This window comes from Pseudomonas poae RE*1-1-14 (assembly GCF_000336465.1).
Taxonomy (GTDB): Bacteria; Pseudomonadota; Gammaproteobacteria; order Pseudomonadales; family Pseudomonadaceae; genus Aquipseudomonas; species Aquipseudomonas poae.
In genome coordinates this window covers 4,130,248-4,155,046 of record NC_020209.1, presented here as the reverse complement: position 1 = coordinate 4,155,046, position 24,799 = coordinate 4,130,248, and the positions used below count along the sequence as shown (strand labels likewise).

At 57.2% G+C, this 24,799-nt stretch carries 20 protein-coding genes, 5 tRNA genes, 3 rRNA genes and 1 pseudogene; 19 read left to right on the top strand and 10 right to left on the bottom strand.

The genetic code is table 11. The annotated features are described in order from the left end of the window. Positions 1-9: 9 nt before the first annotated feature. Positions 10-1,932, bottom strand: coding sequence for an esterase EstP (estP, locus tag H045_RS18210; RefSeq protein WP_015373085.1), 1,923 nt, complete (start codon positions 1,930-1,932; stop codon positions 10-12). A gap of 418 nt (positions 1,933-2,350) precedes the next feature. Between estP and H045_RS18205 the strand changes: the two genes are divergently transcribed. The 4 genes from H045_RS18205 to H045_RS18190 all read left to right on the top strand — a co-directional run bounded on the left by H045_RS18205 (position 2,351) and on the right by H045_RS18190 (position 5,668). Next, positions 2,351-2,944 (top strand): aminodeoxychorismate/anthranilate synthase component II, encoded by a 594-nt coding sequence (locus tag H045_RS18205; RefSeq protein ID WP_003232567.1) that lies wholly within the window; start codon positions 2,351-2,353, stop codon positions 2,942-2,944. A 9-nt stretch (positions 2,945-2,953) separates the two neighbouring features. Continuing rightward, positions 2,954-4,003, top strand: coding sequence for an anthranilate phosphoribosyltransferase (gene trpD, locus H045_RS18200; protein WP_015373084.1), 1,050 nt, complete (start codon positions 2,954-2,956; stop codon positions 4,001-4,003). After that, complete coding sequence (trpC, locus tag H045_RS18195) at positions 4,000-4,836, top strand: indole-3-glycerol phosphate synthase TrpC (RefSeq protein WP_015373083.1); 837 nt, start codon at positions 4,000-4,002, stop codon at positions 4,834-4,836. Before trpD ends, trpC begins: the two co-directional genes overlap by 4 nt. Positions 4,837-4,972: 136 nt before the next feature. Beyond that, positions 4,973-5,668, top strand: a complete 696-nt coding sequence (locus tag H045_RS18190) for a lipoate--protein ligase family protein (RefSeq protein WP_003232559.1) — start codon at positions 4,973-4,975, stop codon at positions 5,666-5,668. Here H045_RS18190 and crp read toward each other — a convergent pair. After that, entirely contained in the window at positions 5,665-6,309 is a 645-nt protein-coding gene (gene crp, locus H045_RS18185) for a cAMP-activated global transcriptional regulator CRP (RefSeq protein ID WP_003232557.1), read from the bottom strand. The two genes, H045_RS18190 and crp, sit on opposite strands and share 4 nt — an antisense overlap. 216 nt (positions 6,310-6,525) lie before the next feature. Here crp and H045_RS18180 point away from each other — a divergent pair, with 216 nt between their 5' ends. Next, on the top strand, positions 6,526-6,948 hold the full coding sequence (locus tag H045_RS18180) for an OsmC family protein (protein ID WP_003210947.1): 423 nt from the start codon (positions 6,526-6,528) through the stop codon (positions 6,946-6,948). A 28-nt stretch (positions 6,949-6,976) separates the two neighbouring features. On the opposite strand, the gene coq7 is transcribed toward H045_RS18180, so the two are convergent. From coq7 to hemJ, 6 genes and pseudogenes are all read right to left on the bottom strand, one after another. Further along, positions 6,977-7,624: a 2-polyprenyl-3-methyl-6-methoxy-1,4-benzoquinone monooxygenase gene (gene coq7, locus H045_RS18175; protein WP_015373082.1), complete on the bottom strand. Its 648-nt coding sequence runs from the start codon at positions 7,622-7,624 to the stop codon at positions 6,977-6,979. Positions 7,625-7,743: 119 nt separating this feature from the next. Continuing rightward, positions 7,744-8,082 carry a histidine triad nucleotide-binding protein gene (locus H045_RS18170; RefSeq protein WP_003232552.1) on the bottom strand — a complete coding sequence of 113 codons (339 nt, stop codon included), beginning with the start codon at positions 8,080-8,082 and terminating at the stop codon, positions 7,744-7,746. 46 nt (positions 8,083-8,128) lie between these two features. Next, positions 8,129-8,917 carry an SDR family NAD(P)-dependent oxidoreductase gene (locus H045_RS18165; protein WP_015373081.1) on the bottom strand — a complete coding sequence of 263 codons (789 nt, stop codon included), beginning with the start codon at positions 8,915-8,917 and terminating at the stop codon, positions 8,129-8,131. A 63-nt stretch (positions 8,918-8,980) separates the two neighbouring features. Continuing rightward, positions 8,981-9,937 (bottom strand): DUF805 domain-containing protein, encoded by a 957-nt coding sequence (locus H045_RS18160; RefSeq protein ID WP_015373080.1) that lies wholly within the window; start codon positions 9,935-9,937, stop codon positions 8,981-8,983. Positions 9,938-10,014: 77 nt separating this feature from the next. Next, positions 10,015-10,119, bottom strand: a pseudogene (locus H045_RS25550) (nitronate monooxygenase); the annotation flags it as partial. 9 nt (positions 10,120-10,128) lie between these two features. Then, entirely contained in the window at positions 10,129-10,557 is a 429-nt protein-coding gene (gene hemJ / locus H045_RS18155; protein WP_003232547.1) for a protoporphyrinogen oxidase HemJ, read from the bottom strand. 134 nt (positions 10,558-10,691) lie between these two features. On the opposite strand from hemJ, the gene argC reads away from it, so the two are divergent. Both argC and erpA read left to right on the top strand, forming a co-directional pair. Continuing rightward, the gene (gene argC, locus H045_RS18150; protein WP_015373079.1) at positions 10,692-11,726 is read left to right on the top strand and encodes an N-acetyl-gamma-glutamyl-phosphate reductase; all 1,035 of its coding nucleotides are present in this window, start codon (positions 10,692-10,694) and stop codon (positions 11,724-11,726) included. A 165-nt stretch (positions 11,727-11,891) separates the two neighbouring features. Then, positions 11,892-12,242: an iron-sulfur cluster insertion protein ErpA gene (gene erpA / locus H045_RS18145; RefSeq protein WP_007918905.1), complete on the top strand. Its 351-nt coding sequence runs from the start codon at positions 11,892-11,894 to the stop codon at positions 12,240-12,242. Between the two features lie 88 nt (positions 12,243-12,330). Here erpA and H045_RS18140 read toward each other — a convergent pair whose 3' ends face one another. After that, complete coding sequence (locus tag H045_RS18140; RefSeq protein ID WP_015373078.1) at positions 12,331-13,422, bottom strand: anhydro-N-acetylmuramic acid kinase; 1,092 nt, start codon at positions 13,420-13,422, stop codon at positions 12,331-12,333. Between the two features lie 3 nt (positions 13,423-13,425). Next, positions 13,426-14,835, bottom strand: coding sequence for a peptidoglycan DD-metalloendopeptidase family protein (locus tag H045_RS18135; protein WP_041931531.1), 1,410 nt, complete (start codon positions 14,833-14,835; stop codon positions 13,426-13,428). A gap of 210 nt (positions 14,836-15,045) precedes the next feature. On the opposite strand from H045_RS18135, the gene tyrS reads away from it, so the two are divergent. The 12 genes from tyrS (at position 15,046) to H045_RS18075 (ending at position 24,752) form a co-directional block, all read left to right on the top strand. Next, on the top strand, positions 15,046-16,245 hold the full coding sequence (gene tyrS, locus H045_RS18130; RefSeq protein ID WP_015373076.1) for a tyrosine--tRNA ligase: 1,200 nt from the start codon (positions 15,046-15,048) through the stop codon (positions 16,243-16,245). Positions 16,246-16,796: 551 nt separating this feature from the next. After that, positions 16,797-18,333: ribosomal RNA gene (locus H045_RS18125) — 16S ribosomal RNA — on the top strand. An 82-nt stretch (positions 18,334-18,415) separates the two neighbouring features. Continuing rightward, positions 18,416-18,492, top strand: a tRNA-Ile gene (locus H045_RS18120). Positions 18,493-18,522: 30 nt separating this feature from the next. Beyond that, positions 18,523-18,598: transfer RNA gene (locus H045_RS18115), tRNA-Ala, on the top strand. A 247-nt stretch (positions 18,599-18,845) separates the two neighbouring features. Continuing rightward, positions 18,846-21,737, top strand: a 23S ribosomal RNA gene (locus tag H045_RS18110). 151 nt (positions 21,738-21,888) lie between these two features. Further along, positions 21,889-22,004: ribosomal RNA gene (gene rrf / locus H045_RS18105) — 5S ribosomal RNA — on the top strand. The 16S, 23S and 5S rRNA genes sit together here with 2 tRNA genes alongside, the layout of an rRNA operon. Before the next feature lie 167 nt (positions 22,005-22,171). After that, positions 22,172-23,131 carry a bifunctional biotin--[acetyl-CoA-carboxylase] ligase/biotin operon repressor BirA gene (gene birA, locus H045_RS18100; protein ID WP_015373075.1) on the top strand — a complete coding sequence of 320 codons (960 nt, stop codon included), beginning with the start codon at positions 22,172-22,174 and terminating at the stop codon, positions 23,129-23,131. Then, positions 23,121-23,870 carry a pantothenate kinase gene (locus H045_RS18095; protein WP_003232396.1) on the top strand — a complete coding sequence of 250 codons (750 nt, stop codon included), beginning with the start codon at positions 23,121-23,123 and terminating at the stop codon, positions 23,868-23,870. Before birA ends, H045_RS18095 begins: the two co-directional genes overlap by 11 nt. 7 nt (positions 23,871-23,877) lie before the next feature. Further along, positions 23,878-24,324 carry a hypothetical protein gene (locus tag H045_RS18090; RefSeq protein WP_015373074.1) on the top strand — a complete coding sequence of 149 codons (447 nt, stop codon included), beginning with the start codon at positions 23,878-23,880 and terminating at the stop codon, positions 24,322-24,324. A 142-nt stretch (positions 24,325-24,466) separates the two neighbouring features. Further along, positions 24,467-24,551: transfer RNA gene (locus H045_RS18085), tRNA-Tyr, on the top strand. Positions 24,552-24,575: 24 nt separating this feature from the next. Then, positions 24,576-24,649 (top strand) — tRNA-Gly (locus H045_RS18080). Between the two features lie 27 nt (positions 24,650-24,676). Then, a tRNA-Thr gene (locus H045_RS18075) sits at positions 24,677-24,752 on the top strand. The last annotated feature ends 47 nt before the right edge of the window (positions 24,753-24,799 follow it).

Here is a 24,799-nt window from a genome sequence, read left to right as displayed (position 1 = left end):
AAGACTGCATCAGAAATCCAGACTCACGCCAACGTTGACCCCCTGCTGGGTCAGGTTGTCATCCTTCCTCACGTTATACGCCGCCCGCAACGCCAGTTCCGGTGTGAGCTTGTGGCTGACGCCCAGGCTCAGGCGATCCGAGTTGCTGCGTGGCGTATAGCCGTCGAGCTTGAAGTCGATGCCCGGCACGCTGTTGAGCGAAATGTTCACCTTCTGCGTGTCATTTTCGAACTCATGCTCGTGAGCCACTTCGCCGTACACCTGGGTTTGTGGCGTTACCCGGTAGCTGCCTTGCAGGCCCGCGCCCAGGCGTTTGGAGTCGCGTTGCTGGTCATCAAAGGTCAGTGCGGTGGAGCGGTTGTCTTTCTCCGAGTAGCCGTTGACTTCGACCCGCGCGTAGTCGGCGCTGATGAACGGCGACAGGTGCCAGTCGCTGCCTGGCGCGGCAATGTCGTAGCCCAGGCGGCCGCTCAAGGCCCACAGCCAACCGTCGGTGTCGCCTTTTTCGGAGCCTTCGCTGACGCCCAGGGCGAACTTGCGCTTGAGGCTGTCGAAGTCCAGCTTGCCGCCAGTCAAGGCGGCGTCGGCCCACCAGTGATTTTGCTGATATTGGGCGAAGGCGGTGCCCATGTAGCTGTTGAGCTTGTAGTCCGAATCGTTGGCGCCGACTTCCAGGGTCTGGCGGTACAGACCGGCTGCCACGCCAACACGCCAGTCCTCGTTGAGCCGGTAGCTGCCGCCGACGTTCAGGTTGTAGCCGGTGCCGTCGCCGCTTGCGGCGCTGTCCTGATGATTGAAGTCCACATGCTGACCACCGGCCGCGACGATCGCGCGCCATTGGCCTACCGCCTGCCAGTTGCCGTTATCGGCTTGCCACTGGTTGCGCAGTTCGTCCTGGTGGGCGCGCAAGGTGCCTTGGGCCATTTCGGGCAGCAGGGTCAGCTCCCAGGGCGCCGACAGCAATGAGTAGGCGTAGTCGGCAATCAGGCGTTGCCCGGCGATGGTGGGGTGCACGGCGTCGTTGTAGATCAGCTTGGTCGGGTCCGGGGTGGTGCCGCCAATGCCGTAGGTCGGGTTGGCGGTGCAGCCGTTGCCGCTGAAGCAGGTGCCAGTGAGGTTCTGCCCGGTGGCCAGGCCGAAGCGGCCGGGGTTGGCGAAGGTTTCATTGAGCAGCAGCGGAATGTTCAGCGGGATGATCTGGGCGTCGATCTGCGACAGCCGTTGCACCAGCGACTGGTTGAACAGGCTGCTGAGGGCCGAGCTCGGCGCCTGCAGCAGTGTGCCGTTGATGGCCGGCGTGAGCCCCAGGTCGGGCAGCATCCACACCATGATGTAGCGGGCGCCGGCCTGCTGCAGGGCCTGGGCGCTGTCGGCCAGGCGACTGCCAGCGGCGACGGCCTGGCCCGCGCTGAGGACGCGGCCTTGAATGAAGTCGTTACCGCCGCCGGAGAGAAAATACAGCGCGTTTGGATCCGCCCGCCCGCCGTTGGCCGGCAGGTAGCCCTGGCGGCTGCGCAGCACCGTGCCACCGCCCGGGTTGTTGGGCGGGATCGTCGCGTTGGAGATCGAGTTGATCGAGTCCAGGATGTTGTCGGTACGGTAGCCGCCAACCGCCCAGTTGTTGCCGTCGGGCAGGCCTTGGGCGGCGCGCACTGGTGAGGTGGAGGCGTTCAGGTCGTTGGGTGCAACGCCCAGCCGGGTGCCGAGCAAGGTCGATGAGACCAAACCGAAGTCACCCTGAAAGTTCGGCCCGGTGCGGTTGGTAAAGCGCAGCGTCGACCCGGCATTACCGTCCGGGAACTGGCCAGCGTCGGCCAGGCTGTCGCCGAACACCACCATGGTTGAATAGGGCGAGGAGGCTGCAAACGCCTGGGCACAGGCCAGGGACAACAGGCAGCCGGCGAGCGGAGCGAGAAGGGCGGGTCTTTGCATGACAAATTCCATTTGGTTTTGTTGTATCGGAAGCGAAACATTAACCAGACATTGAGAATGTTCTTCAAGTGAAAACAGCTTTTTCCTATAAACCAATGCAGCCCTGCTCGGGTATTTGCGCGGCGATATTGCACCGCTCGCGAGGCTAGGCTACTGTGCCCCAACGTATGAACGAGACCCTCCCCGTGTTGATCATCAGCAAACTCTTGATGCGCGTCATCAAGGCTCACGCCCGTTGGCGTTGGCGCGCCTGACTGTTCCCTGCCGGCCTCGCCGGACCTGTACCGATTTGCCTTCTTCACCCTTTGTTTGACGCCCCGTGTCGGCTCGGCCGGCAACTGGAACGTGCGTTCGGCAGCGGGTCACGCCCTGGAAGGCGGACATTCGAAATCAGTGAATTCAAGAGGTTTGAACCCACATGTTGCTGATGATTGATAACTACGATTCCTTTACCTACAACGTTGTGCAGTACCTGGGCGAACTCGGTGCCGAGGTCAAGGTGGTGCGCAACGACGAACTGAGCGTGGCGCAGATCGCGGCGCTGAACCCCGAGCGCATCGTGGTTTCGCCTGGTCCCTGCACCCCGACCGAGGCGGGCATCTCCCTCGAAGCCATTCAGTATTTCGCCGGCAAGCTGCCGATCCTGGGCGTGTGCCTGGGCCATCAGTCCATCGGCCAGGCCTTTGGTGGTGATGTGGTGCGCGCGCGCCAGGTGATGCACGGCAAGACCAGCCCGGTGTTCCACAGGGACCTTGGCGTCTTTCAGGCATTGAACAATCCCGTAACAGTGACCCGTTACCATTCCCTGGTGGTCAAGCGTGAAACCCTGCCCGAGTGCCTGGAACCGACCGCCTGGACCCAGCTGGAAGACGGCTCGGTCGACGAAATCATGGGCCTGCGCCACAAGACGCTGAATATCGAAGGGGTGCAATTTCACCCTGAGTCGATCCTGACCGAGCAGGGTTACGAGCTGTTCGCCAACTTTCTCAAGCAGAGCGGCGGCACGCGCTAAGGACTTTTCATGGATATCAAGACTGCCCTGGGCCGTATCGTTGGCCACCTGGACCTGAGCACCGCGGAAATGAGCGATGTGATGCGCGAGATCATGACCGGTCAATGCACCGACGCACAGATCGGCGCGTTCATGATGGCCATGCGCATGAAGAGCGAGAGCATCGACGAGATCGTCGGCGCTGTGTCGGTAATGCGCGAGCTGGCGGACAAGGTTGAACTCAAAACCCTCGACGGCGTGGTTGACGTGGTCGGTACCGGCGGCGATGGCGCGAATATCTTCAACGTGTCCACGGCGTCTTCGTTTGTTGTTGCGGCGGCGGGCTGCACGGTGGCCAAACACGGTAACCGTGCGGTGTCCGGCAAGAGCGGCAGTGCCGATCTGCTGGAAGCGGCAGGCATCTACCTGAACCTGACGCCGGTGCAAGTGGCGCGCTGCATCGACAGCGTCGGCATCGGCTTCATGTTTGCCCAGTCCCATCACGGCGCGATGAAGCACGCCGCCGGTCCACGCAAGGACCTTGGCCTGCGCACCCTGTTCAACATGCTTGGCCCGCTTACGAATCCGGCCGGTGTGAAGCATCAGGTGGTGGGCGTGTTCAGCGAGGCCCTGTGCCGGCCGCTGGCCGAAGTGTTGCAACGCATGGGCAGCAAGCATGTGCTGGTGGTGCATTCCAAGGATGGCCTGGACGAATTCAGCCTGGCGGCGCCGACGTTTGTGGCGGAGCTTAAAAACGACCAGATCACCGAGTATTGGGTCGAACCTGAAGACCTCGGCATGAAGAGCCAGAGCCTGCACGGCCTGGCAGTGGAAAGCCCCGCCGCGTCCCTGGAGTTGATCCGCGATGCCCTGGGGCGTCGCAAGACCGAGAACGGTCAAAAAGCAGCTGAGATGATTGTTCTGAATGCCGGCGCGGCACTTTACGCCGCCGACCATGCCTATAGTCTTAAAGAGGGTGTCGCCTTGGCTCACGATGCACTTCACACCGGTCTGGCTCGCGAAAAACTCGAGGAGCTGGGAGCATTCACTGCGGTATTCAAGATGGAGAATGAAGGATGAGTGTGCCAACCGTTCTACAAAAGATTTTGGCCCGCAAGGCAGAAGAAGTCGCCGAGCGCCGCGCGCGCGTGAGCCTGGCCGAGCTGGAAGCGCAGGCGAAAGTTGCCGATGCCCCGCGCGGTTTTGCCAATGCCTTGATCGCCCAGGCAAAGCTCAAGCAGCCTGCGGTGATCGCCGAGGTGAAAAAGGCCTCGCCGAGCAAAGGCGTAATTCGTGAACACTTCGTTCCCTCCGAAATTGCCGCCAGTTACGAGAAGGGCGGGGCGACCTGCCTCTCGGTGCTGACCGACATCGACTACTTCCAGGGCTCCGACCTGTTCCTGCAGCAGGCGCGGGCGGCGTGCAAGCTGCCGGTGATCCGCAAGGATTTCATGGTTGACCCGTATCAGATCATCGAAGCCCGTGCCCTGGGCGCCGACTGCGTACTGCTGATCGTCTCCGCGCTGGATGACGTGAAGCTGGCCGAGCTGGCGGCGGTGGCCAAGAGCGTCGGTCTCGACGTGTTGGTTGAAGTGCACGATGGCGATGAGCTGGAGCGCGCATTGAACACCGTCGACACGCGGTTGGTTGGGGTAAACAACCGCAACCTGCACACCTTCGAAGTCAGCCTGGAAACCACCCTCGACCTGCTGCCACGCATTCCGCGTGACCGCCTGGTGATCACCGAGAGTGGCATCGCCAACCGTGCCGATGTGGAGCTGATGGAAATCAATGGGGTGTATTCATTCCTGGTAGGCGAGACGTTCATGCGCGCCGAGCATCCTGGAGCGGAGCTGCAACGGCTGTTCTTCCCGGAGCGTGGCGTGCCGGTTGGCGGATCGACACTGGACTGATTGAAACACGGTCAACCGGTGGGGGGGCTTGCTCCCGATGGCAGTCGTTCAGTTGATGGGTATTTCGACTGAGCCTCCGCTATCGGAAGCAAGCCCCCTCTCACATTGGGTTTGAGGATATTCAGGGAGGCAGCGGATGATTCAACCGATGGCAATGACTGTTGAAGCTGGCCTTGCCGCCGAGCAGGATTTGCTGGCCGCCGTTTGCGCAGGCGAGCAGGCATTCGGGTTGCTGTTCTGGCGGCCCACTGACCAGGCCCTGGTGATGCCGCGTCGCTTGAGCCGGTTGCCGGCGTTCGAGGCGGCAAGCCAGGTATCCGCGCAGGCGGGTTGGCCGGTGCTGCTGCGCGAAACCGGCGGTGAGCCGGTGCCGCAGTCGGGCGCCACGGTGAATATCGCGCTGGTCTATGCGCCACCCCGCAGCGAAGGTGACCAGGGGCGGATCGAAACCGGTTATCAGCGTTTGTGCCAGCCGATCTGTGACTTGCTGATTGAGCTGGGCGGCGATGCCAGTGTGGGTGAAGTCGAGGGCGCCTTCTGCGACGGGCGTTACAACGTCAATCTCAACGGCCGCAAGATGGTAGGCACCGCCCAGCGCTGGCGGCAAAGCGGCGGTCGCCCGGTGGGACTGGTGCACGGCGCGTTATTGCTGGATGACGATCGCGAGGCATTGATTGCGGCGGTCAATCGGTTCAATCAAGCCTGTGGCCTGGAGCAGCGGGTGCGCGCCGACAGCCATATCGCTTTGCATGAGGCTTATGCCGCGCCGGATGCCATCCCCAGGCTCGACACGTTGTACCGTCAGATGCTCGCCGGTTTCATGCCCGCTTAACGCGTGCCGAACACCACCATTGTCTTGCCTTTGACGTGCACGAGGTTGCGCTCTTCCAGGTCCTTGAGCACGCGGCCGACCATTTCCCGTGAGCAGCCGACAATGCGTCCTATCTCTTGCCGCGTGACTTTGATCTGCATGCCATCCGGGTGGGTCATGGCATCGGGTTGTTTGCACAATTCCAACAGGCAACGGGCCACGCGGCCGGTGACATCGAAAAACGCCAGATCGCCGACCTTGCGCGTGGTGTCGCGCAGACGCTGGGCGATCTGAGCACTCAGGGCATACAGAATGTCGGGGTCCTGCTGGGACAGTTCGCGAAACTTGGTATAGCTGATCTCGGCCACTTCGCATTCGACCTTGGCGCGTACCCAGGCGCTGCGTTCCTGTTCTTTGCCGGCTTGTTCGAACAGGCCCAGCTCGCCGAAGAAATCGCCGGTGTTGAGGTAGGCAATGATCATCTCGCGGCCGTCATCGTCCTCGATCAGAATGGTGACCGAGCCCTTGATGATGAAAAACAGTGTTTCGGAGCGTTCGCCGGCGCAGATGATGTTGTGCTTGGCCGGGTAGCGTCGACGCTGGCAATGCATCAACAGCTTGTCGAGATTCTTGATCTTGGGTGTGGGAGTAAGGGCAACCATGGTTGTTTCCCGAAAGGAGACGCGAAGGAATTGGAATTATGGTCTCCGAAGGGTGGCAATACGCCATCGAATTGGCGCCAGCTTAACAGACACATTCTGACTCGATTAGACAATTTATCGGGTAAACGCTTTTATTGATCGGGGTGGTGCCAAACACTGTGGCTGCCGGGCCCTGTGCTAAGCTGGCGACCCTTTTTTAGCAGTGGAGTCTGGGCGATGAAGGCACGCATCCAATGGGCGGGCGAAGCCATGTTCCTCGGTGAATCGGGCAGCGGCCATGTGGTCGTGATGGACGGTCCGCCGGAAGCGGGTGGCCGCAACCTCGGCGTGCGGCCGATGGAAATGCTCCTGCTGGGCGTGGGTGGCTGCAGCAATTTCGACGTGGTCAGTATCCTGAAAAAGTCCCGTCAGGCCGTGGAGAGCTGCGAAGCGTTTCTGGAGGCCGAGCGCGCCACCGAAGATCCCAAGGTGTTTACCCGGATTCACATGCATTTTGTGGTGAAGGGGCGGGCGCTGAAGGAGGCCCAGGTCAAGCGGGCTATCGAGCTGTCGGCAGAGAAGTATTGCTCGGCGTCGATCATGCTGGGTGCGGCCGGTGTGGCCATCACCCATGATTACGAGATTATCGAACTGGGTTGAGCGACAGGAGCGAGCATGCTCGCTCCTGTTAGATGCGGTAGGTGCTTTTGGTCATCACCTTGGCCAGCAGGCCCATGCCGAACCGCACCGGCGCCGGGAAGCGGAAGCCGCCGGCGTCCAGCGCGCTGTCTGCGTGGTGGGCTTCATCAATGCGCATCTGTTCGAGGATTGCCCGGGACTTTTCGTCTTCGGCCGGCAATTGTTCGAGGTGTTCATCCAGATGTTTGCATACCTGATGTTCGGTGGCGGCGACAAACCCCAGGCTCACCTTGTCGCTGATCAGGCCGGCGGCAGCGCCGATGCCAAACGACAAACCATAGAACAGCGGATTGAGTACGCTGGGATGACTGCCCAGTTGGCGGATGCGTTGCTCACACCAGGCAAGATGGTCAACTTCTTCTTCGGCCGAGTGCTCCATCGCTGCGCGCACCTGCGGCAGCTTGGCGGTCAGGGCCTGACCCTGATACAGCGCCTGGGCACAGACTTCGCCGGTATGGTTGATGCGCATCAGGCCGGCGACATGGCGCGTCTCGGTGGTGCTCATTTGGGCATCGGGTTGCACGATGGCCGGCGAGGGCCGGTGAGGCTGGCCGCTGAAGGGCAGCAGCGTGCGCATGGCGGTGTCGGCTTGCAGCAGCAGGCGGTCAATCGGCGAGTAGTGACGTTGGGTAGTCATGCAGACCTCCGGGAAAAATCTCAGCGGCCAGTCTACCGCAAGAGAGGGCGAAGCGTTTGCGCGCAGTCAGGGGGCACGAGGTCACGGCCAGCGGCCACGACCTTACGCAATAGGCTGTTTCAGCCCGGTGGCCAGTTCATCTGGCGCTGACCCAGTACATGCATATGGATGTGATAAACGGTCTGGCCGCCCATCTCGTTGCAGTTCATGACCACCCGAAACCCTGCTTCACAGCCCAGTTCCAGCGCCAGGCGCTGAGCCGTGAACAGGATGTGGCCAGCCAGCGCCTTATCGTCCTCGGTCAGGTCGTTCAGTGTGCGGACGGGTTTTTTTGGAATCACCAGAAAATGTACCGGTGCCTGCGGTGCAATATCGTGGAAGGCCAGAACCTGTTCATCTTCGTAGATGATGTTGGCAGGTATTTCTCTGTTGATGATCTTGGTGAACAGAGTATCCACAGCGGTTTCTCCCTTTATTGGTATGCGAGTGAGTGTACCCAGGCGGTCAGCGCAGGCAATAGGCCTTGTTGATGGCGCCGGCGATCTTGCGTGTCAGCCAGCGCGGGCTGAGACGGGAGCTGAATGTCAGCCAGCGATTGCGTCGACCGGGAATGATGATGGCTTTGTTCTTTTCCAGGGCACGCACGGCGTACAGCGCGACTTCTTCGGGACTCATCAGTTGCTGGCTGCGGTCGAGCCTGGCGGTGTCCATTTGTGCAGTGCCGAAGAATGCAGTGCGCGTGGGGCCGGGGCACAACACGGATACTTTGATGCCACAGGTTTTGAGCTCTTCGCGCAAGCCTTCGGAGAAGTGCAACACATAAGCCTTGCTGGCGTAATAGCTGCTCATCCACGGGCCGGGTTGGAACGCCGCAACGGAGGCCACATTCAGAATCTGCCCGCCGCCCTGCAGCGCCATGGCGTTGCCCAGTGAGTGACACAGGCGGGTTAGGGCGAGGATGTTGACTTCAATCAGGTCCTGCTCGGTCATCCAGTCCTGGGCCAGGAACGGCCCGCTGGTGCCGATGCCGGCGCAGTTGACCAGCAGGTCGATCTGCCGCTCGCCTTCTTCCAGCTCCAGCAAAAAGCCGGACAAGCGCAATGGTTCGCCCAGATCGCAGGCTCGAAACAGCACCTCCACGCCAAAGCGTTGAGTCAATTCGAGTGCAATGCTTTCCAACTGATCACGCTGGCGGGCCACCAGAATCAAGCTGCGGCCACGCCGAGCCAGGGCTTCGGCCAGGGCCAAGCCGATGCCGCTTGAGGCACCGGTGATCAGAGCGTAACGGGTCATGCCTTTCTCCATCGCAACGCCGCCTTGCCTGTGACAGAGGCGTCACAGGCGGCGGGCGTTTCTTTACTGTTCCGGAGAGTCTACAGGTTCGCCTGCGTCGTCAGCACTTTGCGCGTCTTCATCCTCCATGATGACGGTTTGGTCGCCGGCCTCATCGGTGATGACCGAACTGCTTTCATAATTGCTGTCCATGTTGGCTTCGAGCTGGTCCAGGTAGCCGTTCATGCCCAATGTCACCACGATTGCCAGCATCACTGGGATGAACGCCAGCCACAGCGTCGCGAGCACTTTGACCGCAGTGGAGTTGCGCGGAGGCGGAGCGCCATATTGGTTGGCGCCTGCGTTACCTGGCAGTACCAGCATCAGCAGCGGGAATACGCTGTTGACCAGCGGCACCAGGTTCAACAGGTACAGCCAGCCGGACCAGCCCAGGTCGTGCAGACGCTGCACGCCGATCTGCACGCTGACCACGATCAGTGCGATAAACAGGGCGAAACCCAGCACGCCGCCGAGAATGATGGCCGCTGTCGGCGAGGCGGTCGCCACGGCGAAACTGGCGGTACTGATGATGCCACCCGCCACCAGCATGGCGATGGTCAGCACCAGCGTCCAGGCCAGGTAGCGCAGGCGCCCGATGCGCCCATTGATGGTGAACACCTTCAAGTCGGCGAATTCCGGCAGTTCATCACCGACGGCGGCGCGTGGTGGCGCATAGGGAGAAGCGGCAGGGCGGGAGAAGTCGGTAGAGCCGGTTTCGTGAGCTTCAGCCAGGCTGAAAGCAACGGGTTGCTCCGCCTCGATACGGGCATCGACCCCGGCATTCTTCAGCGCGGTGAGGTAGGTCTCGGCATCGGCCCGCGACAGATCGCGCTTGAGCGCGACCGGGCGGCCGGTGAAGAGTTTCTCGATCGCGGCCACATCGCTCTTGAACAGTTCGGCCAGATTCAATTTGGCGGTGGTGCTTTCGACACCCGGGAGCAGGGCTCCGTCAAACACAATCTTGAAACGGTTGTCGCTCATGCGGGCATCCTTGTCAGTCGTAAGGGAAGGTGGGCCGGCCTGCTTTATCGGCGGGCCCGGCGAGTGTATCAGCGTGATCAGCGCAACTGTGCAGTCTGCTCGCGCGCCGTGCGGTATTCGGCATCCAGGCGCGCAACGAGTTCTACGCCGGGCAGGTCGTTGGTCTCGCCGACACCCTGGCCTCATTGCATTTAGAACGGTTTGACCACCACCAGAATGACGATAGCCAGCAACATCAGAACAGGCACTTCATTGAACCAGCGATAAAACACGTGGCTGCGGGTGTTCTCGCCACGGGCGAAACGTTTTACTTGAGCGCCGCACATATGGTGATAGCCGATGAGCAATACCACCAGCGTCAGCTTGGCGTGGATCCAGCCGCCGGATTGGAAGATGCCCGGGTTGAGGACGATCAGCCAGATGCCGAACACCAGTGAGGCGATCATCGCCGGCCCCATGATGCCGCGGTACAGCTTGCGCTCCATGACGCTGAAGCGTTCCTTGCTGACGGTGTCCTCGCTTTGAGCGTGGTAGACGAACAGGCGGGGCAGGTAGAACAGCCCGGCAAACCAGCAGACGATGCTGATGATGTGGAAGGCTTTGATCCATAGATATAGCATTTCTAGTTATTCCCAGGTTCACGGTAGTGAGGATAGTAGTGGCTGATGCGCCCATACGTCACGTTGACGGTTGTCGCAGGGCGATACGACCCCTATTATCGACGGCTTTCCAGTGGTTCGTTGAGGGCAGGGTTATGGTCAAGGTCGGTATTGTCGGCGGCACGGGTTACACCGGTGTCGAATTGCTGCGTATGTTGGCCCAGCATCCACAGGCTGAAGTGGTGGTCATCACCTCTCGATCCGAGGCCGGCCTGGCTGTTGCGGACATGTACCCGAACCTGCGCGGCCATTACGACGGCCTGGCGTTCAGCGTGCCCGACGTCAAGACGCTGGGCGCCTGTGATGTGGTGTTCTTTGCCACTCCTCACGGGGTAGCCCATGCGTTGGCCGGCGAACTGCTGGCTGCCGGCACCAAGGTCATCGACCTGTCTGCCGACTTCCGCCTGCAGGACGCCGATGAGTGGGCCAAGTGGTACGGCCAGCCGCACGGCGCGCCGCAGTTGCTGGAGGAGGCGGTGTATGGCCTGCCGGAAGTCAATCGTGAGCAGATCAGGCAAGCCCGCTTGATTGCGGTGCCAGGTTGTTACCCGACCGCAACCCAGCTGGGCTTTCTGCCTTTGCTGGAAGCCGGGCTGGCGGACGCTTCACGTTTGATCGCAGACTGCAAGTCGGGAGTGAGCGGCGCCGGTCGTGGTGCGGCGGTAGGTTCGTTGTACGCCGAGACTGCCGAAAGCATGAAGGCTTATGCCGTTAAAGGGCATCGTCATTTGCCGGAGATTCGCCAGGGCCTTTGCCGGGCAGCGGGCAAGGACGTGGGCCTGACCTTCGTGCCGCACCTTGCGCCGATGATTCGCGGTATTCATTCCACGCTGTACGCAACAGTGGTCGATCGTTCGGTCGATCTGCAGACGCTGTTCGAAAAGCGCTATGCCAATGAGCCGTTTGTCGATGTGATGCCGGCCGGCAGTCATCCGGAAACCCGCAGTGTGCGCGGCGCCAATGTGTGCCGGATTGCGGTACATCGTCCGCAGGATGGTGACCTGGTGGTGGTACTGTCGGTGATCGATAATCTGGTCAAGGGCGCATCGGGCCAGGCGGTGCAGAATATGAACATTCTGTTTGACCTGGATGAGAAGCTGGGGCTTTCCCACGCGGGCATGTTGCCTTAAGGCATTTCCTGCAAAGGTGCAAAGGCCCGTTAATCGGGCCTTTTGTGTCTTTATAGGCGCATGGCCGATTTGCTATACCGTAACAATAGTTGACCGCTTTTCTAGGAGAAGCGGATAATACCGGCCATTACGCATATGGCGGCGTTACGCCGGGAGATTATCAGCATGAGCGTTGAATCCTTCACCCCCACGGCTTTGCAATTCACCCAAGGTGCTGCGCACAAGGTGAAGAGCCTGGTCGATGAAGAGGGTAATGATCGCTTGAAGCTGCGCGTATTTGTTACGGGCGGCGGTTGTTCAGGGTTTCAGTATGGTTTTACCTTTGATGAAGATGTGGCCGACGATGACACTATCGTTGAGCGCGAGGGCGTGAGCCTGGTCGTGGACCCGATGAGCTTCCAGTACCTGGCAGGTGCCGAGGTGGATTATCAGGAAGGTCTGGAGGGTTCGCGTTTCGTGATCAAGAACCCTAACGCGACGACGACCTGTGGTTGCGGGTCTTCGTTTTCGATCTGATCGATAAACGGGTTCGCACCGCCTATAAAACGCCGCTTGGATTTGATCGTTCAAGCGGCGTTTTTTTGTCTGCCGGTTTTGCGGTCAGTCAGGCGGGATAGATCGCGCCCAATACTCGCAACCCACGGGCGCCGGTGACGCTGGGGCGGTTGGCGGCGATGCCTTCCAGGCAGCAGTGGGCCAGCCAGGCGAACGCCATTGCCTCCACCCAGTCCGGGTCAACGCCATAAACGGCGGTGCTGCTGACCTGGGTGGCAGGAAGCAGTGCGGCCAGGCGCTTCATCAGCGTGGCGTTATGGGCGCCGCCGCCGCAGATCAAAAGGGTTTCGGTCTGATGTTGCGCGGCTTGCAGGGCGTGGACGATGGTCAGTGCGGTCAGCTCGAGCAGGGTGGCCTGTACATCCTGGGGTTCGAAGGCTGACAGTTTCGCAAGATGCTGTTGCAGCCATGGCAGGTTGAACACTTCGCGCCCCGTGCTTTTTGGGCCTTTGGTCATAAAGAACGGATCGCTGAGCAGCGCGCTGAGTAGCGCAGGCTCTACCTTGCCACTGGCCGCCCATTGGCCGTCACGGTCAAAGTGCTCGCCCTGTTGCAGGTGAATCCAGGCGTCCAGCAAGACATTGCCCGGGCCACAGTCGAAACCGGCTACAGGTCTGCCCGTCTCGATCAGGCTGAGGTTGCTGAAGCCTCCGACATTCAATACCGCACGGTTGCCGGTACGTTCGCCAAACAGCGCTTCGTGGAACGCGGGTACGAGGGGCGCACCTTGGCCGCCGGCCGCGACATCACGGCTGCGGAAGTCGCTTACCACAGTGATGCAGGTGAGCTCGGTGAGCAGCGCCGGGTTGCCTATCTGTACGGTGAAGCCGCGTGCGGGCTCATGACGAATGGTTTGGCCGTGGCTGCCAATCGCGCGAATATCCTGAGGTTTGAGGTTTTGCTGAGCCAGCAATGCGCTGATGCCCTTGGCGGCAAGTTCCACCCAGTGCTGTTGAGCGATGGCGGAGCGGGCGATTTCGTCCGGGCCGCTGGCGCACAGGCTGAGCAGCTCGGCGCGCAAGGTATCCGGCATGGGGGTGTAGTGGGTGGCGATCAGGTTGACCGCCGAGTCCTGTTCGATCAAGGCGATATCCAGGCCATCAAGGCTGGTCCCGGACATCACACCTATATATAGAGGCATCCCTTAACGCTTCGCCGAGGCCAGCAAGGTGGTGCGCTCCTGATCCATGCGCGCCATCAGCGGCTGGCTCTGTTGCATGAAGCGCGCGCGCTCGGCCTTGGCGATCGGGTCAGCCATTGGCAGCTTCTGGCCCAATGGATCCACGTGCACGCCGTTGACCTGGAACTCATAGTGCAAGTGCGGGCCGGTAGACAGGCCGGTAGTGCCGATGTAGCCGATTACCTGGCCCTGTTTGACCGATCCGCCGGTCTTGACGCCTTTGGCGAAGCCTTGCATGTGGCCGTACAGGGTGCGGTAGGTGTTGCCGTGCTGGATGATCACGGTGTTGCCGTATCCGCCACGGCGCCCTGCCAGCAATACCTTGCCGTCACCCGCCGCTTTAATGGGCGTGCCGCGAGGGGCCGCGTAGTCGACACCTTTGTGCGCGCGAATTTTGTTCAGGATGGGATGTTTGCGGCCCATGGAGAAACGCGAGCTGATACGGGCGAAGTCGACCGGGGTGCGGATGAACGCCTTGCGCATGCTGTTGCCATCGGCGGTGTAGTAGCTGCTGTTGCCTTGTTTGTTGGTGTAGCGCACGGCGGTGTAGGTTTTGCCGCGGTTGGTAAAGCGTGCGGAAAGGATATTGCCGGTGCCGACCACTTTGCCATTGGCGACTTTTTGCTCGTAGATCACATCGAATTCGTCACCCTGGCGGATGTCCTGGGCGAAGTCGATGTCGTAGCCGAACACGCTGGCCATGTCCATGGTCATGCTGTGGGACAGGCCCGCGCGGGCAGCCGATTGCGATAAGGAACTGTTGATCACGCCGTGCACATAGGCGGAGCGCATCACGGGTTTGGTGGTTACGCGATTGAACGCAAAACCTTTGGCGCCTTTGCTCAGGCTGATGCTTTCCAGGTCGCTGAGAGCGGTGTGCAGGTTGCTCAACTGGCCGTCTGGGGTCAGTTCGAACTCAAGCTTCTGACCGCGCTTGAGTTGGGTAAATTGCTTGGCTTGTTTGTCAGTGGCCAATACCTCGCCAACGGTGGCGGAAGGAAGGCCGACTTTTTCAAACAGAGTGGAAAGCGTGTCGCCTTTGGCTACGATCACTTCGCGGTGTTGCGGGTTCTTGGCGCTGTCAGCTGCGGGCTTTGCTTCGGCTTGCCGGGTATCTTCTGGTGTGTTTTCTATCTGGGCAAATGGTGATTCTGTCGCAGCGTTTGTGGCTTGTTGTGCGTCGGAAGCGTCTTGATCTTGTGTCAGTCGATCAGCGGGACTTTCCAGCTCAAGGCTCAGGGAGGTTCGTTTGGCTTCTACGTCACTGGAAGGGAATACCAGGAGTGCCAGGCTAAGAAGGGCGGCGATACCACTTGCGGCGAGCAGGTGGGTCTTCGGGTAAAGCGGTGGCGCTTTAGACGGTTCAGTGGTCATAGGTAATTTTTGACTTTGAAGATGAAATGGAAAAGATGAATGACATGATGAAGATGAAATAACTGTATAAAATATAACCAAATCATCTGTGGCGCAAGCTCGCGAACGCTGGGCTTGCCCAACGGTGTCCGTGCGCAGGGCAAAACTTGTAATTAGTCCCTGATCTTGTATGGTTGTTCCCCTTTTGAATCTGAGCCTTGCGGGTCTGTTATGAAGTCGGTTGAAGAGCAGCTAGCGCTGATAAAACGTGGTGCGGAAGAACTGTTGGTCGAGGCCGAGCTGGTCGAAAAGCTCAAGCGTGGCCAGCCTCTGCGTATCAAGGCCGGCTTTGATCCGACGGCACCGGATCTGCATCTGGGGCATACCGTGCTTATTAATAAGCTGCGTCAGTTCCAGGAGTTGGGGCATCAGGTCATCTTCCTTATAGGTGACTTCACCGGGATGATCGGTGATCCGAGCGGGAAGAGCGCTACACGCCCGCCGTTGACCCGTGAGCAGGTTCTCGACAATGCCGAGACCTATAAAACTCAGGTCTTCAAGATTCTCGATCCGGCAAAGACCGAAGTGGCGTTCAACTCCACCTGGATGGACCAGATGGGGCCGGCGGATTTTATCCGCCTGACGTCTCAGTACACAGTGGCGCGCATGCTTGAGCGTGATGACTTCGATAAACGCTATTCCACCAATCAGCCGATCGCTATTCATGAGTTCCTCTATCCGCTGATTCAGGGGTATGACTCGGTAGCATTGCGTGCGGACGTTGAGTTGGGCGGTACTGATCAGAAGTTCAACCTGCTGATGGGCCGTGAGCTGCAGCGTGCGTATGGGCAAGAGGCCCAATGCATCCTGACCATGCCGTTGCTGGAAGGGTTGGACGGCGTCAAGAAGATGTCGAAGTCCCTGGGTAACTATGTGGGTATCCAGGAAGCGCCGGGCGTGATGTACGGCAAGCTGGTTTCGATTCCGGATGCGTTGATGTGGCGTTACTTCGAGCTGTTGAGCTTCCGCTCGATGGATGAGATCAATGCGCTGCGCGCTGAAGTCGAGGCGGGCGCCAATCCGCGTGACGTGAAGATCAAGCTGGCTGAAGAGATTGTCGCGCGCTTTCATGGTGAAGAGGCTGCGGCGAATGCTCACCGTGCTGCCGGTAACCGTATGAAAGATGGCGAGCTGCCGGATGATTTGCCGGAGATCGAACTGACCGCGGCAGAGGCGATGCCGATTGCGGCTGTCCTTAATAAGGCAGGCTTGGTGAAGAACTCGGCGGTTGCGCGTGACCTGTTGGGTTCTGGCGGTGTGCGTATAGATGGTGAGGTTGTGGATCGCGCCTTTATATACGAACTGGGCGCGACCCACATTTGCCAGGCAGGCAAGAAGGCATTTGCGCGTATTACGCTCAAATCCGAATAAAACTGAAATTAGGTGTTGACGGCGTTTTATATCTCTCTATAATTCGCCCCACTTCCGGCGCAGTCGAAACGGAAAACTCCTTGGTAAACAAGTGGTTACGCAGAATTCGGCAGCGAGTTGCTTCAGGTCATCGAAGCCCAGAAGGAGTTGATAGTGCGGTGTTGTTTGGCGCTATTAATGTTTCGATCTTCTCGGTCGAAAGCGGAGAAAAGAGGTGTTGACAGCAGCGTGTAACGCTGTAGAATTCGCCTCCCGCTGACGAGAGATCGGAAGCGCAAGTGGTTGAAGTTGTTGAAGAATTCTTCGAAAGCTTCTGAAAATAATCACTTGACAGCAAATGAGGCTGCTGTAGAATGCGCGCCTCGGTTGAGACGAAAGATCTTAACCAACCGCTCTTTAACAACTGAATCAAGCAATTCGTGTGGGTGCTTGTGGAGTCAGACTGATAGTCAACAAGATTATCAGCATCACAAGTTACTCCGCGAGAAATCAAAGAATAACCAACGATTGCTGAGCCAAGTTTAGGGTTTCTTAAAAACCCAAAGATGTTTGAACTGAAGAGTTTGATCATGGCTCAGATTGAACGCTGGCGGCAGGCCTAACACATGCAAGTCGAGCGGTAGAGAGAAGCTTGCTTCTCTTGAGAGCGGCGGACGGGTGAGTAATGCCTAGGAATCTGCCTGGTAGTGGGGGATAACGTTCGGAAACGGACGCTAATACCGCATACGTCCTACGGGAGAAAGCAGGGGACCTTCGGGCCTTGCGCTATCAGATGAGCCTAGGTCGGATTAGCTAGTTGGTGGGGTAATGGCTCACCAAGGCGACGATCCGTAACTGGTCTGAGAGGATGATCAGTCACACTGGAACTGAGACACGGTCCAGACTCCTACGGGAGGCAGCAGTGGGGAATATTGGACAATGGGCGAAAGCCTGATCCAGCCATGCCGCGTGTGTGAAGAAGGTCTTCGGATTGTAAAGCACTTTAAGTTGGGAGGAAGGGCAGTTACCTAATACGTGATTGTTTTGACGTTACCGACAGAATAAGCACCGGCTAACTCTGTGCCAGCAGCCGCGGTAATACAGAGGGTGCAAGCGTTAATCGGAATTACTGGGCGTAAAGCGCGCGTAGGTGGTTTGTTAAGTTGGATGTGAAATCCCCGGGCTCAACCTGGGAACTGCATTCAAAACTGACTGACTAGAGTATGGTAGAGGGTGGTGGAATTTCCTGTGTAGCGGTGAAATGCGTAGATATAGGAAGGAACACCAGTGGCGAAGGCGACCACCTGGACTAATACTGACACTGAGGTGCGAAAGCGTGGGGAGCAAACAGGATTAGATACCCTGGTAGTCCACGCCGTAAACGATGTCAACTAGCCGTTGGAAGCCTTGAGCTTTTAGTGGCGCAGCTAACGCATTAAGTTGACCGCCTGGGGAGTACGGCCGCAAGGTTAAAACTCAAATGAATTGACGGGGGCCCGCACAAGCGGTGGAGCATGTGGTTTAATTCGAAGCAACGCGAAGAACCTTACCAGGCCTTGACATCCAATGAACTTTCTAGAGATAGATTGGTGCCTTCGGGAACATTGAGACAGGTGCTGCATGGCTGTCGTCAGCTCGTGTCGTGAGATGTTGGGTTAAGTCCCGTAACGAGCGCAACCCTTGTCCTTAGTTACCAGCACGTCATGGTGGGCACTCTAAGGAGACTGCCGGTGACAAACCGGAGGAAGGTGGGGATGACGTCAAGTCATCATGGCCCTTACGGCCTGGGCTACACACGTGCTACAATGGTCGGTACAGAGGGTTGCCAAGCCGCGAGGTGGAGCTAATCCCATAAAACCGATCGTAGTCCGGATCGCAGTCTGCAACTCGACTGCGTGAAGTCGGAATCGCTAGTAATCGCGAATCAGAATGTCGCGGTGAATACGTTCCCGGGCCTTGTACACACCGCCCGTCACACCATGGGAGTGGGTTGCACCAGAAGTAGCTAGTCTAACCTTCGGGAGGACGGTTACCACGGTGTGATTCATGACTGGGGTGAAGTCGTAACAAGGTAGCCGTAGGGGAACCTGCGGCTGGATCACCTCCTTAATCGACGACATCAGCTGCTCCATAAGTTCCCACACGAATTGCTTGATTCATTGAAGAAGACGATAAGAAGCAGCCCGAAATTGGGTCTGTAGCTCAGTTGGTTAGAGCGCACCCCTGATAAGGGTGAGGTCGGCAGTTCGAATCTGCCCAGACCCACCAATTTTGTGTGGGAAACGCCTGTAGAAATACGGGGCCATAGCTCAGCTGGGAGAGCGCCTGCCTTGCACGCAGGAGGTCAACGGTTCGATCCCGTTTGGCTCCACCACTACTGCTTCTGTTGTATGAAAGCTTAGAAATGAGCATTCCATTGTGATGATGGTGAATGTTGATTTCTAGTCTTTGATTAGATCGTTCTTTAAAAATTTGGGTATGTGATAGAAAGATAGACTGAACGTTACTTTCACTGGTAACGGATCAGGCTAAGGTAAAATTTGTGAGTTCTCTTAATTGAGAAATTCGAATTTTCGGCGAATGTTGTCTTCACAGTATAACCAGATTGCTTGGGGTTATATGGTCAAGTGAAGAAGCGCATACGGTGGATGCCTTGGCAGTCAGAGGCGATGAAAGACGTGGTAGCCTGCGAAAAGCTTCGGGGAGTCGGCAAACAGACTTTGATCCGGAGATGTCTGAATGGGGGAACCCAGCCATCATAAGATGGTTATCTTACGCTGAATACATAGGCGTAAGAGGCGAACCAGGGGAACTGAAACATCTAAGTACCCTGAGGAAAAGAAATCAACCGAGATTCCCTTAGTAGTGGCGAGCGAACGGGGACTAGCCCTTAAGTGGCTTTGAGATTAGCGGAACGCTCTGGAAAGTGCGGCCATAGTGGGTGATAGCCCTGTACGCGAAAATCTCTTAGTCATGAAATCGAGTAGGACGGAGCACGAGAAACTTTGTCTGAATATGGGGGGACCATCCTCCAAGGCTAAATACTACTGACTGACCGATAGTGAACTAGTACCGTGAGGGAAAGGCGAAAAGAACCCCGGAGAGGGGAGTGAAATAGATCCTGAAACCGTATGCGTACAAGCAGTGGGAGCCTACTTTGTTAGGTGACTGCGTACCTTTTGTATAATGGGTCAGCGACTTATTTTCAGTGGCGAGCTTAACCGAATAGGGGAGGCGTAGCGAAAGCGAGTCTTAATAGGGCGTCTAGTCGCTGGGAATAGACCCGAAACCGGGCGATCTATCCATGGGCAGGTTGAAGGTTGGGTAACACTAACTGGAGGACCGAACCGACTACCGTTGAAAAGTTAGCGGATGACCTGTGGATCGGAGTGAAAGGCTAATCAAGCTCGGAGATAGCTGGTTCTCCTCGAAAGCTATTTAGGTAGCGCCTCATGTATCACTGTAGGGGGTAGAGCACTGTTTCGGCTAGGGGGTCATCCCGACTTACCAAACCGATGCAAACTCCGAATACCTACAAGTGCCGAGCATGGGAGACACACGGCGGGTGCTAACGTCCGTCGTGAAAAGGGAAACAACCCAGACCGTCAGCTAAGGTCCCAAAGTTATGGTTAAGTGGGAAACGATGTGGGAAGGCTTAGACAGCTAGGAGGTTGGCTTAGAAGCAGCCACCCTTTAAAGAAAGCGTAATAGCTCACTAGTCGAGTCGGCCTGCGCGGAAGATGTAACGGGGCTCAAACCATACACCGAAGCTACGGGTATCACGTAAGTGATGCGGTAGAGGAGCGTTCTGTAAGCCTGTGAAGGTGAGTTGAGAAGCTTGCTGGAGGTATCAGAAGTGCGAATGCTGACATGAGTAACGACAATGGGTGTGAAAAACACCCACGCCGAAAGACCAAGGTTTCCTGCGCAACGTTAATCGACGCAGGGTTAGTCGGTCCCTAAGGCGAGGCTGAAAAGCGTAGTCGATGGAAAACAGGTTAATATTCCTGTACTTCTGGTTATTGCGATGGAGGGACGGAGAAGGCTAGGCCAGCTTGGCGTTGGTTGTCCAAGTTTAAGGTGGTAGGCTGAGATCTTAGGTAAATCCGGGATCTTAAGGCCGAGAGCTGATGACGAGTGTTCTTTTAGAACACGAAGTGGTTGATGCCATGCTTCCAAGAAAAGCTTCTAAGCTTCAGGTAACCAGGAACCGTACCCCAAACCGACACAGGTGGTTGGGTAGAGAATACCAAGGCGCTTGAGAGAACTCGGGTGAAGGAACTAGGCAAAATGGCACCGTAACTTCGGGAGAAGGTGCGCCGGTGAGGGTGAAGGACTTGCTCCGTAAGCTCATGCCGGTCGAAGATACCAGGCCGCTGCGACTGTTTATTAAAAACACAGCACTCTGCAAACACGAAAGTGGACGTATAGGGTGTGACGCCTGCCCGGTGCCGGAAGGTTAATTGATGGGGTTAGCTAACGCGAAGCTCTTGATCGAAGCCCCGGTAAACGGCGGCCGTAACTATAACGGTCCTAAGGTAGCGAAATTCCTTGTCGGGTAAGTTCCGACCTGCACGAATGGCGTAACGATGGCGGCGCTGTCTCCACCCGAGACTCAGTGAAATTGAAATCGCTGTGAAGATGCAGTGTATCCGCGGCTAGACGGAAAGACCCCGTGAACCTTTACTATAGCTTTGCACTGGACTTTGAATTTGCTTGTGTAGGATAGGTGGGAGGCTTTGAAGCGTGGACGCCAGTCTGCGTGGAGCCAACCTTGAAATACCACCCTGGCAACTTTGAGGTTCTAACTCAGGTCCGTTATCCGGATCGAGGACAGTGTATGGTGGGTAGTTTGACTGGGGCGGTCTCCTCCTAAAGAGTAACGGAGGAGTACGAAGGTGCGCTCAGACCGGTCGGAAATCGGTCGTAGAGTATAAAGGCAAAAGCGCGCTTGACTGCGAGACAGACACGTCGAGCAGGTACGAAAGTAGGTCTTAGTGATCCGGTGGTTCTGTATGGAAGGGCCATCGCTCAACGGATAAAAGGTACTCCGGGGATAACAGGCTGATACCGCCCAAGAGTTCATATCGACGGCGGTGTTTGGCACCTCGATGTCGGCTCATCACATCCTGGGGCTGAAGCCGGTCCCAAGGGTATGGCTGTTCGCCATTTAAAGTGGTACGCGAGCTGGGTTTAGAACGTCGTGAGACAGTTCGGTCCCTATCTGCCGTGGACGTTTGAGATTTGAGAGGGGCTGCTCCTAGTACGAGAGGACCGGAGTGGACGAACCTCTGGTGTTCCGGTTGTCACGCCAGTGGCATTGCCGGGTAGCTATGTTCGGAATAGATAACCGCTGAAAGCATCTAAGCGGGAAACTAGCCTCAAGATGAGATCTCACTGGAACCTTGAGTTCCCTGAAGGGCCGTCGAAGACTACGACGTTGATAGGTTGGGTGTGTAAGCGCTGTGAGGCGTTGAGCTAACCAATACTAATTGCCCGTGAGGCTTGACCATATAACACCCAAGCAATTTGCGTCGAAAGGCCAGATTGCGGTGTGTGAAGACGAGATGAACCGAAAGTTCGACGCTCACAAAACACCGACAGCTGTCACATACCCAATTTGCTGAAGCGAGGCCATCTGGTCACGACTCAGTACCCGAATTTCTTGACGACTATAGAGCATTGGAACCACCTGATCCCATCCCGAACTCAGTAGTGAAACGATGCATCGCCGATGGTAGTGTGGGGTTTCCCCATGTGAGAGTAGGTCATCGTCAAGATTAAATTCCGAAACCCCATTTGCGAAAGCAGATGGGGTTTTGTTTTGGGCGATCGGAAAGTCTGATGGTGTGTCTACTGCCATTCTCGGCGCCCCTGCGTTCGGCCTTTCTATGCAATGACTCTGCGCATGGCTATCATGCGTGCCTCTTTGCGAGGCGATACGTGCATGCTGACGTTGTTGAAACTTCTGAAAGATGGTCGATTCCACTCAGGAGAAGCGCTGGGCGCTGCCCTGGGAGTCAGTCGCAGTGCTGTCTGGAAGCAGCTGCAGAATCTTGAGGCAGAGTTGAATTTACCTATCCACAAAGTCCGTGGTCGCGGATACCAGTTGGGATCGCCGCTTGTGTTCTTGAGTGCTGACGAAATCGCATTGAATGCGGCCGCTCTGTCATGGCCTGTTCAAATTTTCGATTCGATTGACTCCACCAATGCTGAGGCCTTGCGCCTTGTCAGTGCCGGTGAGGAGGCTCCGTTCCTTATATTGGCGGAGCGGCAAACGGCCGGTAGGGGGAGGCGCGGTCGTAAGTGGGTTAGCCCATTTGCGCAGAACGTCTATTACAGCCTCGTTCTGCGAGTCGAGGGTGGTTTGCGACAATTGGAGGGGTTAAGTCTCGTTGTCGGATTGGCCGTAATGCACGCATTGCGGGAGTCGGGAGTGCAGGGTGCTGCATTGAAATGGCCGAATGACGTTCTGGTCGGACAAAAGAAAATTGCCGGCACCTTGTTAGAGCTAGTGGGTGATCCTGCTGATATTTGTCACGTCGTGTTAGGTGTTGGTATCAACGCGAATATGCAGAAGGCTACCGATGTTGATCGGGAGTGGACATCGGTGCAACTGGAGACTGGTGCATCGGTTGATCGCAATAATCTGGTTGCGCGACTGAGCCTGCAGCTATGCGGCTATCTAGAGCGACATAAGGCTTCAGGCTTTTCAGCGTTTCAGGAAGAGTGGGAGCTCAATCATCTGTGGCAGGGTAAGGCTGTGTCGCTCATTGCAGGTGTCAGTCAGGTAGATGGTGTCGTCTTGGGAGTGGATCGTCAGGGTGCTTTGCGCCTGGATGTTGATGGTGTCGAAAAAATATACAGTGGCGGTGAGTTAAGCCTGAGGTTGCGTGATGATTCTTGAGCTCGACTGTGGGAATAGCTTTATCAAGTGGCGCGTAATCGGCTCGGATAAAGCGATTGCCTATGCAGAAGGTATTGTAGGCTCGGATAGCGCTCTTATCGACAGTCTGGTAGCCATTCCTGGCCTGCTACTTAAGCGCTGCCGGCTCGTAAGCGTTCGCGCTTCAGAGGAAACCAACAAGTTGGTCGCGACACTGGAGGAGGCATTTGGAGTTGATGTGTCTTGTGCGGCTTCTGCCAGGGAGATGGCTGGAGTGCGTAACGGATACGAGGATTACGAGCGGCTTGGACTTGATCGCTGGCTGGCAGTGCTTGGCGGATACAACCTGGCTGCAGGGGCATGTCTGGTGCTCGATTTCGGAACCGCTGCCACTGCAGACTTCGTTGCAGCCGATGGCGAGCATCTGGGTGGATTTATTTGTCCTGGTATGCCGCTGATGCGTAACCAGTTACGAACGCACACCCGCAAGATACGCTACGACGATACGGCAGCAGAGCGCGCGTTGGAGTGTTTCCACCCTGGTCGAACAACCGCCGAGGCGGTCGAGCGCGGGTGTACTTTGATGCTCCAGGGGTTTGTATTGACTCAGCTCGAGCTGGCCCGTAGCTATTGGGCGGATGAATTTACTGTCTTCCTGACGGGTGGAGATGCCGAGCTGGTATTTGACGCTGTTCCACAAGCTCGTTTGGTTCCTGATCTTGTATTCGTCGGGTTGGCAATGGCATGCCCTTTATCTTGAGGTGAATATGCGCTGGCTGTTTTTGCTTTTGCTCGTTCTCAACGTCTTTTATTACATATGGCATCAGCAAGAGGCGCCACTGCGCGCCAAGGACGTTACGCCGCTGAATTTGTATCGGGGTACTCAGCGGGACATTCGCCTCTTAAGTGAGTCGACCGATGCGGTGGCTCGCACAGACAAAGCAAAAACGTCAGAAGAACAGAACACCTGTATGTACATCGGTGGTTTTACTGATGTCAGGCTGGCGCAGACCCTTGAACAGCGTCTAGTGAGTCTGGATATAAAGGTAAGCGTCCAGTCGCTGAATACAGTAGATGCGGTGGGTTACTGGCTTAGAGTCGCGCCAGAGAGTCGGCGCCTGGCTAACGATCTGCCCTTTGAAAACCTTGCTAAGGAATTCAATGGGTTAAAACGTAAAATAATGCTGTGCGAAGGCATTGCAACTCGCGAATAGTTTGCATAGAATGGCGCCCGCTTCGCAGTGAAGAGCTTTTAAGTTTTTACTGCGAGGCAGCGTCAACGCAGCTAACCTCATATTTTTAAATGAGAAAATGCTTGACAGAAGGTCGGCGTAATGTAAAATGCCGGCTCGCTTAGGAGGGGTTCCCGAGCGGCCAAAGGGATCAGACTGTAAATCTGACGTCTACGACTTCGAAGGTTCGAATCCTTCCCCCTCCACCATTTTTAGCGTGAGCTGCAAGCTCCGCGGGTATAGTTTAGTGGTAGAACCTCAGCCTTCCAAGCTGATGATGCGGGTTCGATTCCCGCTACCCGCTCCAGATTTTGCAGGTTGTGCGCAGTGTTTTGCTCTTGTAGCTCAGTTGGTAGAGCACACCCTTGGTAAGGGTGAGGTCAGCGGTTCAAATCCGCTCAAGAGCTCCATATAACAAGGCAGATATGAAAATATCTGCCTTTGTTTTAACGGCTGC

Bases quoted from the DNA above. Each gene is read 5' to 3' on its own strand.
- estP (WP_015373085.1), bottom strand. From the start codon at position 1,932: ATGCAAAGACCCGCCCTTCTCGCTCCGCTCGCCGGCTGCCTGTTGTCC.
- H045_RS18205 (WP_003232567.1), top strand. From the start codon at position 2,351: ATGTTGCTGATGATTGATAACTACGATTCCTTTACCTACAACGTTGTG.
- trpD (WP_015373084.1), top strand. From the start codon at position 2,954: ATGGATATCAAGACTGCCCTGGGCCGTATCGTTGGCCACCTGGACCTG.
- trpC (WP_015373083.1), top strand. From the start codon at position 4,000: ATGAGTGTGCCAACCGTTCTACAAAAGATTTTGGCCCGCAAGGCAGAA.
- H045_RS18190 (WP_003232559.1), top strand. From the start codon at position 4,973: ATGATTCAACCGATGGCAATGACTGTTGAAGCTGGCCTTGCCGCCGAG.
- crp (WP_003232557.1), bottom strand. From the start codon at position 6,309: ATGGTTGCCCTTACTCCCACACCCAAGATCAAGAATCTCGACAAGCTG.
- H045_RS18180 (WP_003210947.1), top strand. From the start codon at position 6,526: ATGAAGGCACGCATCCAATGGGCGGGCGAAGCCATGTTCCTCGGTGAA.
- coq7 (WP_015373082.1), bottom strand. From the start codon at position 7,624: ATGACTACCCAACGTCACTACTCGCCGATTGACCGCCTGCTGCTGCAA.
- H045_RS18165 (WP_015373081.1), bottom strand. From the start codon at position 8,917: ATGACCCGTTACGCTCTGATCACCGGTGCCTCAAGCGGCATCGGCTTG.
- H045_RS18160 (WP_015373080.1), bottom strand. From the start codon at position 9,937: ATGAGCGACAACCGTTTCAAGATTGTGTTTGACGGAGCCCTGCTCCCG.
- hemJ (WP_003232547.1), bottom strand. From the start codon at position 10,557: ATGCTATATCTATGGATCAAAGCCTTCCACATCATCAGCATCGTCTGC.
- argC (WP_015373079.1), top strand. From the start codon at position 10,692: ATGGTCAAGGTCGGTATTGTCGGCGGCACGGGTTACACCGGTGTCGAA.
- erpA (WP_007918905.1), top strand. From the start codon at position 11,892: ATGAGCGTTGAATCCTTCACCCCCACGGCTTTGCAATTCACCCAAGGT.
- H045_RS18140 (WP_015373078.1), bottom strand. From the start codon at position 13,422: ATGCCTCTATATATAGGTGTGATGTCCGGGACCAGCCTTGATGGCCTG.
- H045_RS18135 (WP_041931531.1), bottom strand. From the start codon at position 14,835: ATGACCACTGAACCGTCTAAAGCGCCACCGCTTTACCCGAAGACCCAC.
- tyrS (WP_015373076.1), top strand. From the start codon at position 15,046: ATGAAGTCGGTTGAAGAGCAGCTAGCGCTGATAAAACGTGGTGCGGAA.
- birA (WP_015373075.1), top strand. From the start codon at position 22,172: ATGCTGACGTTGTTGAAACTTCTGAAAGATGGTCGATTCCACTCAGGA.
- H045_RS18095 (WP_003232396.1), top strand. From the start codon at position 23,121: ATGATTCTTGAGCTCGACTGTGGGAATAGCTTTATCAAGTGGCGCGTA.
- H045_RS18090 (WP_015373074.1), top strand. From the start codon at position 23,878: ATGCGCTGGCTGTTTTTGCTTTTGCTCGTTCTCAACGTCTTTTATTAC.